Below are 9215 nucleotides of genomic sequence, written 5' to 3' on the forward strand. Positions count from 1 at the left end.
TAATCATAGAAATTACAAAATTTTGCAAAATCATATGAATGGAATTTAGCTGATTAATGCAGCTACGAAGTTCTGTTAGGCTTTCGGGATTGTTGCGATTCAAAATACGGTTTGTAACAACAATTTGAGATAAAAAAACGATTCTTTGAGCAAGCAAACGTTGCTTGCCGCTAATATTCACATAATAAAGCAAAGCGTCTTGTTTTTGCAATCCTCTCTTGTTGATTTGCGCATAAAAAACGATTCCAACGCATAAAAGGATACACAATAAAGATTCTAAAATAATGATTTTTTTACCTTTGAAAAAATGCAATGCTTTACCTTATAAATTATTGGTGTATTGTATCCATATTGATAAAAATTAGCAATAAATTGTGCTAAAATTAACTTTTGAAATTCACTGATTCCCATTCTTTAAGGAGCGCCTATGTCCTTTTTAAAAACACTAAGCCCAAATCTAATACAAAAAAGTTGTTTTCTGACTTTTAGCGCATTGCTTTTAAGTGCGTGTGCGCAAAAGTTTAATGATTTACCTAATACACGTGTTTTAAAAACTTGCCAAGAACCCATTGCGAGTTATCATCTAATAGATTTAAAAAGCGGAGATTATAATGACCTCACGATTCCTAATGCACAAGTGCAACAAATGGTAGAAAAATCACTTGCGCAGAGTGGTTGCTTTATTCAATCTGAACAAATTAGTACAGAAACAACCAACACACAAAAGAATCATTATCAATTAGAAGTAGTCTTTGGCAATATCAATACACAGACTAAACAAGGTGGTTTTTGGAGTTCGCAAACAAGCGACCAAGCCGTTTTTGAAGTTCAACTCAATTTCCATAGAACCAATGAAGTAAGAATCTTTCGCGGAAAATCAAGCATTCAAAATCAAAATAGCCAATATTTAGGAGTCTTTGGAGATAAATCCAAACTCAATCCCAACCAAATCCAAATCACTCTTCAAAATGCAATTAACTCCGCTATTAATGAGGCAACACGCAATTTAATTCAAGTCCAAAATACGGATTCTATAAATTATTCTAATTTTTAAATTCTAAGCTTCACGCTTAGAATGAATGGCAAGGCTTTTTCAATGCTGCTTTAATGCCTCTTTGGCAATTTCTTTTGCGCGTTGCAAAGCTTGTGGAATCTTAAGTTTATCTTTGCCGCCCGCAGTTGCAAAATCCTCGCGTCCTCCCCCATTTCCTCCTAAAATTTGAGCAATCTCTTTTACCCAAGCTCCAGCCTTTAAATCCACACCTTTTACGCCTGCAGTGATTCCGATTTTGTCTTTTTGTTCCTCTGTTGAAAGCAAAAGAATCGCTACTTTCTCATTTTCGTTTTTAGCATTATCTACAAGTTTTTTTACCTCGCTTGTTTCAATCTCTTTTAATTCCAACACGATGAGTTTTGTTCCATTGATAATTTCTGATTCCATTGCTTTGAGGCTGTTTGAGGACTTGTTTGCTTTATTTTTCAACTCACGCACTTGTTCTTTGAGCTTATCAATCCCTTGTAAAAGATTCTGTGCTTTTAAGTTTTCCTTTGCTTTTTCTATATCGCCAAGCGCGTTTTTACCTAATTCATAAGCTGCCTTACCGCATACCGCTTCAATCCTGCGCACGCCACTACTCACTCCGGATTCCTTAACGATATAAAAACTTCCGATAAATGCAGTATTTGGCACATGGATTCCACCACACAACTCTATGGAATCACCAAAACTAATTACCCGAACTTCGTTTCCATATTTTTCACCAAAAAGTGCCATAGCTCCTTTTGCTTTTGCACTTTGTATATCCATTTGCTCGCAGATTTGCGGATGCGCGCTTAGAATCTGTGCATTTACATTGGCTTCAATCTTTTCTAATTCCTCTTTGCTTAGGCTTTGCGAATGGCTAAAGTCAAAACGCAAACGATTGGATTCCACAAGGCTGCCCGCTTGTGCAATATGTTCTCCCAAAATCTCTCGCAAGGCTTTGTGTAACAAATGCGTCGCGCTATGGTGTTTAGCAATTTCCAAACGCATAGAATCCACGATTGCAAGCACTCCTTCTTTCAGCCTCAAATCCTGCACTGCCTTGACTTGGCTAATGTTTAAACCAAAATATTTTTTGGTGTCTAATACTTCCGCAATTTTATCATTATTGTGCATTAGCACACCTTTATCTCCCACAGGACCACCGGATTCTGGATAAAAAGGCGTCCTATCAAGCAAGATAAAGCCCATTTTGCCTTTTTTGATACTTTCGGAACGTTGCATATTTTCATCTAAAAGTGCGAGGATTCGGCTTTGGGATTCCATTTTTTCATATCCCACAAACTCATTAACTCCAAATTCACTCAATAAAAGCTTGAAATCGCCCTCTTTTGCACTATCGCCGCTTCCTTTCCAATGTGCTTTTGCCTGCTCTTTTTGGGCTTTCATACAGATTTCAAAACTATCCATATCTACGCCAAAGCCGTTTTCGCGCAACATATCTTGCGTCAAATCCAAAGGAAAGCCATAAGTGTCATAGAGCTTAAACGCCACTTCGCCGCTAAAAAGCTGATTTGGCTTTTCGTCTTTTAATTTTTCTAGCTCTTTGTTAAAAAGATTCATTCCATTTTCAATCGTTTCAAAGAATCGCAACTCTTCGGCTTTGCATTGTTGCATAATAGCTTGTTGTTTTTCTAGCAAATAACGATAATGCGCTCCCATATTTTCACACACACAACCTACCACTTGATAAACAAAAGGTTCTCTAAGCCCCAATAAATAGCCGTGCCTAATCGCCCTGCGCAAGATTCTGCGCAACACATATCCTCTGCCCTCTTTGTCAAAATTCACGCCTTGTGCGAGCAAAAATGCCACACTTCTAGCGTGGTCGGCTATTACGCGAAAACTCGCTCCGCTTTCATAAAAATAAGTTCGCTTTGTAATTTCCTCTACTTTGGCAATCAAAGGCATAAAAAGCGAGGAATCAAAATTGCTATGTTTGCCCTCTAGCAATGCAACCACGCGCTCTAGTCCCATACCTGTATCAATGCTAGGCTTAGGCAAAGGCTTAAGATTCCCCTCTTTGTCGCGCTCAAATTGCATAAAAACAAGATTCCAAATTTCTAAGAATCTGTCCCCATCTCCACCAAAATAATCCTCTGGTCCATTGAAAAATTCTGCGCCTTGGTCTATAAAGATTTCGCTACAAGGTCCGCAAGGTCCTACATCACCCATTTGCCAAAAGTTATCCTTGTCCCCCATTCTTTTGATGCGCGCAGGGTCAATGTGCGCACTCCATAGCTCAAATGCTTCTTCGTCGCTTTCGTGGATTGTTACATACAAAACACTTTTATCAAATCCCAAAACTTCTGTAACAAACTCCCACGCATACGCAATGGCTTCCTTTTTGAAATATGCCCCGAAGCTGAAATTTCCAAGCATTTCAAAAAGTGTATGGTGTCGCGCGGTGTAACCGACATTTTCTAAGTCATTGTGCTTGCCACCAGCGCGGATACAAGTCTGCGCACTTGTTGCGATATTGGGAGATGGAATCGGCACGCGTCCTGTAAAAATATCCTTAAATTGCACCATTCCCGCATTAGTAAATAATAATGTAGGGTCATCAGGTACTAAAGGCATAGAATCATAAACTTTATGACCTTTGCTTGCAAAATATTCTAAAAATAAGGCTCTAACATCTTTTTTTTTCATTTTTAACCCTTAAAAGTTTGCGAAATTTTCGCACCATTTTATCTTTTGTCAATTAAAAAGCCGCTAAAGATAGAACAAATTTTTGATTTAGAAAATTTTAATATATATTAAAGTAAAGTTATTTTTAAGCAACCAATTAAAAAAAATGGGGGGTGGAATTTTTGTTATTTTTTAATTTTAAGGAGCAAAAATGAATGGATTTAAAACCCTAGCAAAGCAATTGGTGGAGCAGTTAGTAGGTGTGGCAAAGTCTGCTACTGAGATTAACGATGTTTGGTTCTATGAAAATATTTATTTGAGGCATTTATTGTATTGGGTTTTAGGAAGTTTATTGCCAAGTATTTTACTATCTTTCCTGCTTCCAGATTTGCTATCCACTACAACAATATTTTGTGTATTTTTTGGTTTATATCTCTATTGTTTTGGTGTTATTGCATATAAATTTAGGGGTGCATACAATGACACACTTCGCATCATTGCTTTTATACCGCTCTTGATGCAATAGTAATTCAATTTATCGTCCCTAAAGACACCCAAACACCTACACACGCATTTTTGATATGTTTTTTACAAGGAACAATATTGCTCATTCTAAATACTTTATTGTTTGTTCCTTCAATATTCTACGCACGATACATTGTAAATCGCAATAAGAGATGACAAGGCGGCAAAATGAAAAGATTTGGTTTGATATTATGTATTTTTTGCAATATTAGTGTTGGGTGGCTGCAGGAAAATAAATGAAGAACCCAATTACAGATGCGATAGTAAAGAATGGGCAACAACAGTTTTAAATGATTCAGTAGAAGAAGTTTTGACGAGTTTGGTCTCTCTTTATCTGCGGAAGAAAAGAATCTATCAAAGCCAACCAAAGTTGAAAAATAATGGAATGTTGCCATTTATCGTTTTAACTCTCACAACAGCATTGAATAACAAATCATTGTATTACAAAGTCTATGATAATGGTGCAGGAGAAATGCTCTATGAAGAATATGAACCCAAAAACAAAGAGAATAGTCAAAACTGAAAATTGGTAGGGATTCTTTTGCGTCATCAAAACGCAACAAGTAAAAATTTAGTTGCGTTTGAGCTGAATTGCTTCTTGCATCAGTTGGTCGGCAGTCGTAATGGATTTTGCACTCATTTGATAACCTCTTTGATAGACAATCAAATCTGTTAATGATGCGCCTGTATCTGCATTGCTAGTTTCAAGCATATGATCTAAAACTCTTCCGAATTTCAAAGCTGCTAATCCATCCTCTTCCCAAGCTAGTATTGGTGGTCCGCTCACAACAGCAGTTTCACCATTAATTGTGCGTGCATTCATTTGGAATAAATTGCCACCTACCTTGCTAAGTCCTTGGTCATTCACAAATGCAGCAACTCCAAAGCGTCCAATTGGTTCCAATTTACCATTGGTGAAATTCACCATAATGATTCCGTTTTCATCAATTATAATGTCTTTCATAATGCCTGCTGCTGTGCCATCTTGCGTAGTAGATTTTGTATCAGAATCCGCATAAGCAAAGTTGCTTGAAGTTTTGCCATCGGCAGATTGTGTCAAATCCACACGCACATTTCCACCATTAAAAGGCACTTCCAAGACTTCAGCATTCGCAGTTCCGTCGTCATTAAAAGTAATTTCGCTAATCGTAGGATTCTCGCTAATCATCACTTTTCCGATTCCGTCATAAATACTACTTCGCACTTCCCAACGTTCCAAAACTTCTGGTGTTACGCTTCTATCTGCTTGTTCTACTAAAATATATTGAGTTTTTAAAATAAACTTTTCTCCAGAATCGCTGTAAATTTCAGTGTTTGTTTCATAGGTTGGCACTTGAAGTTGTGTGCTGCTAATGCTTGCTACGCTTAAAATACTCCAACCTCTGTTATCCTCTGCGGGATTAGTATCACCCGCACCATTGGTTTTGCGATAAAGGATTCCATTGTAACTTACAATAGAATCTTGCGCATAAGTTGTCCCTGCGGTATATTCTTGCACTTCACCCAAAGTCGCGTCTGCAACTTCTTCCCAATTTGTCGCGTCCTCCTCTGGAGCAACAATTGTAACTTCTCCTGTGATAGGGTCAATCACTTCTGTTACATCGTTTGTTAATTTTCTATAAACTTTACCTTCACTGATGACAAGTTCATTTTGTTGATATTCTCTTGCTTGCGCTTCTTGATAAGCAGGTACCCCGCTACTATCTACAAGCGTCCAATCATTAGGATTATCCAAAGGATTTCCATTAGCGATTCCGTCTCCATTTTTTTGGAAAATCATACCATTGTATTTTACAAGTGCTTGGTCTTGGTATTCTGTATTATCTGCAAAACTTTTAATTGCGCTACCAAAAGCGGATTCCAAGTTAATACTATTGGCTTTTAATCCCAATTTGTCTGCAAGCTTGCCATTAATGCTTACTTTTACATCTTGCATTCCCCCATTGCTAAGATACAAAGAGCAGTCGCTAGGATTCCCATCACTATCTAGTTTTAAGCCCAAAGTCAAGCCGGTTTGTTCTTTAATAAGCTCCATAAGCTCACCCATTGTGGTAAAGCCATTTTCCTCTGCACCATAAGTAAAGGTATAAGTAGTTGTTGTCCCTGCTCTTTCAAGACTGATGCTAATGTCTTTATAGTTTTTAGGGTCTAATGCTTCACCGCTTGCATTCATCATCGCATTTAAGTTGTGAGAAAGGAATTTGTCCATACTAAAATTATTATTCTCATCTTTTAAAATCCCTATTCCTTTGGGATTCTGTGTGCGGTTTAGGTTGATAGACAATCCCACTTCTGTTGTTAAAGTAGGCTTATAAGTCAGATTTTTAGGAATTTGTAAAGGTTGTAGATTAGAGCCAGAAAGTCCTGCATAATCTCCCTCTAAGTTATTTGTGCCTGTGAGTGTTCCATCAGCTGCGATTTTACCTAGATTAATCCCATACATATAATAGCCACTAGAATTAACTAAATAACCCTCACCATCTAAACTAAAAGAGCCGTCGCGTGTAAAATAATTTTGTTGTGTGCCATTATAGACAGGAGCATTAATATCAAAAGCACCATTTTTATTCAACCCAACAACAAACCAGCCTTTGCCACTATAAGCAACATTGAAATCGCCCTCAGCACTTACATAAGTGCCATCATTTGCATTGATTGCATTAGAACCTATTGTAGAGCCATAGTTGTAGTCATTAGAAATTGGAGAGTTTGCATTAACATAACTCATACTTGTCGCAAAAAGACTTTTAAACTCTGGCAGATTTGCACGATAACCTATGGTGTTAATATTTGCAATATTATTGGAAGTTGAATCAATCCCAAATTGATGCGTTCTAACACCGCTGATTCCGTTATAAAATGCTCCTGTCATAATGAATCCTTTCTTGTTTTATAACTCTTAGCTTTTGGGTTCAAATGAATAAACATAAGTGATTGGAACAATCATTTCGCCAAGTTTAACATAAGGAACACCTTGGTCAAAGATGACGCTTTGCACTTCTCCGCGCCCCATAGAAGTTTCTAAATATTTATTGGTTGTAGAATCCAAATTGTATTCTGCCGTAATCGTATAATCCCCTGCTTTGACATAAGTTCCGCCATCGTCTTTTGTATCCCATTCAAAAGTAATCCAACCACTTTGTCCATCATAAGCACTAAGGTCAATTTCTTTGACGATTGTTTTTTCCACTTCTTCTTTTTCGCCATCGCCCTTAACTACTGTATTAGAAACAATCGTGATTTTTGGATTTCCTCTGCTTGCATCAATGGGTTCATCAAAATAAAGTCCAAATTCTACTTTGTCATTTTTCTCAATTGTAATTGTATCCAAGCCGGTTTCTGCCATTTTTCCAATCACACTTACAGAGTTGTAACCATTTAAAATATTACTATCCATAATACTATCAGAAAGCAATCCTAGAGATTCCAACATTTTTTGTTGAGATTCAATCATCTTTTCTTGGGATTCAATCGTCTTTTGGTTAGTTTCTTGCATAGATTCCATTGCACTTGTCATTTTTTCCATTGCGGTTTTCATTTTTTCTTGCGCTTCTACCTGTGTGAGTTGCGCAGTTTGCGTTAGAATCTCTTGTGTCTCCATTGGAGCAGTTGGGTCTTGGTTTTTAAGTTGTTCTAAAAACAATCGCATAAACGCTTCATTAGACAATGAATTTCCACCGGTTGTGCTTTCATCTTTGGGAATCTCTTTATCATCTAATGGATTTTTCCATTCGTTTTCCTTTGCACTCTCTGTGCCACTTGAACGACTTGTGTTGCTTGTAGTTTGAGGTTGTTGGTAATTTCCATTTAGTCCTGTTGCAGTTGTTGATGACATTCTTTATCCTTTAAGCATAATATGAAAAGTTAATTTCCACAAGTGCCACTTTGGCATAAGGGTTATTGACTTCTTTGTAAATGTGTAAGCTATTTTCATTCCACTTTTGAGCATTTTGTGAATTTTCATCAGAATTTTGTGATAAATTCTGCTCTCTGTGAGGATTTTCTCCTTGATTTTGTCCGCCAAATCCTCCGCTATTTCCGCCATTAGAGCCGCTAAAGCTTCCATTATCCAAAAGATTTCCAGCATTGTCTTTAAATTCCAAATTTACATCATTCAAGCCCAAATTGCTCAAGCTATTTTTAAACTCTTGCGCATTTTGCATAAAGAGTTGCAAAGCATTTTGATTGGAAGTGATTTGCACAGAGACATTTTCTCCACGTTTGGTAATCGTAAGCTCCACGCTTCCCAAATTTTCTGGATTGAGTTCTAAGGACAATCTAGTAATGGGTGGGCGATAATTCTGCAATGCCTCTCTTAATTTATCGCTAAAATGCAAGAAAGTATTTTGCACGCTCAAGCGATTCTCTACTTGCGCTTGCGTGCTTGTTTGATAAATCTCTTGATTGATTTTTACCTTTTTCTCCAAAGTCTCTTTATTCGCTTCTTGGACAACTTCTTTAGAGGCTTCTTTTGGGCTTTGCGCAGATTTTTCCGTAGTTTTAAGCAAATTTTCCAAGAAAATATCTTGTTGCTTGATTTCCTGCCTTATATTTTCCTCTTTTAAAATATTACCAAGAGTGTTTAGATTCTGCGTTGTGGCAGTTTTTGAATTTTTTACATTTCTTTTATCCTCTTTTTCCTCTTTAAGGAAAGATTCTTTTACTTCCCTTTGCTCTTTTAAGACAAAAGGATTCCGCAAAGATTCTTGTGTCGCTTTGCTTTGTGGAGCTGCTTTTGTATTTTGAGATTCTTTAGGCATTGCTTCTTGATTGGTTTTTTCTTGCACTTTTTCTTGTTTTACCTCATTTTTCATCACAAAATCTTGTTTTGTAGATTCCCCTTTAGGAATCTCTTGTTTGTTTAACTCTTGCACTTGTGCTTTATTTTGCAAGGAATCTGTGGATTTGGCAAGAGATTCTTTAACATTTTTCTCTGATTTTTCTTTATCTTGCAAATTTTTATTTTGCGATTCTTTAACCTCTGTTTTTTGCAATTTGCTTTTGGATTCTGGCTCTG

At 37.0% G+C, this 9215-nt stretch carries 7 protein-coding genes and 1 pseudogene; 3 read left to right on the plus strand and 5 right to left on the minus strand.

Annotated features, from left to right (window positions below; all coding sequences use genetic code 11):
* Positions 1-313, minus strand: a pseudogene (locus tag K2N75_RS05135) (hypothetical protein); the annotation flags it as partial.
* Positions 314-427: 114 nt separating this feature from the next.
* On the opposite strand from K2N75_RS05135, the gene K2N75_RS05140 reads away from it, so the two are divergent.
* Positions 428-1054, plus strand: a complete 627-nt coding sequence (locus K2N75_RS05140) for a hypothetical protein (protein WP_297681409.1) — start codon at positions 428-430, stop codon at positions 1052-1054.
* A gap of 39 nt (positions 1055-1093) precedes the next feature.
* Here the strand turns inward: K2N75_RS05140 and alaS are convergent, their stop codons facing one another.
* Complete coding sequence (alaS, locus tag K2N75_RS05145) at positions 1094-3694, minus strand: alanine--tRNA ligase (protein WP_297681411.1); 2601 nt, start codon at positions 3692-3694, stop codon at positions 1094-1096.
* A gap of 190 nt (positions 3695-3884) precedes the next feature.
* Here alaS and K2N75_RS05150 point away from each other — a divergent pair, with 190 nt between their 5' ends.
* Positions 3885-4199 (plus strand): hypothetical protein, encoded by a 315-nt coding sequence (locus K2N75_RS05150; RefSeq protein WP_297681413.1) that lies wholly within the window; start codon positions 3885-3887, stop codon positions 4197-4199.
* Positions 4200-4508: 309 nt separating this feature from the next.
* Positions 4509-4721, plus strand: coding sequence for a hypothetical protein (locus K2N75_RS05155; RefSeq protein WP_297681415.1), 213 nt, complete (start codon positions 4509-4511; stop codon positions 4719-4721).
* A 48-nt stretch (positions 4722-4769) separates the two neighbouring features.
* On the opposite strand, the gene K2N75_RS05160 is transcribed toward K2N75_RS05155, so the two are convergent.
* The 3 genes from K2N75_RS05160 to K2N75_RS05170 form a co-directional block, all read right to left on the minus strand.
* Positions 4770-7070 (minus strand): flagellar hook-basal body complex protein, encoded by a 2301-nt coding sequence (locus tag K2N75_RS05160; protein WP_297681417.1) that lies wholly within the window; start codon positions 7068-7070, stop codon positions 4770-4772.
* 27 nt (positions 7071-7097) lie between these two features.
* The gene (gene flgD, locus K2N75_RS05165; protein ID WP_297681419.1) at positions 7098-8033 is read right to left on the minus strand and encodes a flagellar hook assembly protein FlgD; all 936 of its coding nucleotides are present in this window, start codon (positions 8031-8033) and stop codon (positions 7098-7100) included.
* Positions 8034-8043: 10 nt separating this feature from the next.
* On the minus strand, positions 8044-9215 hold a 1172-nt coding region (locus K2N75_RS05170), incomplete at its 5' end, for a flagellar hook-length control protein FliK (protein ID WP_300120104.1).

Source organism: Helicobacter sp. (assembly GCF_029067145.1).
In the GTDB taxonomy this organism is placed as follows: Bacteria; Campylobacterota; Campylobacteria; order Campylobacterales; family Helicobacteraceae; genus Helicobacter_D.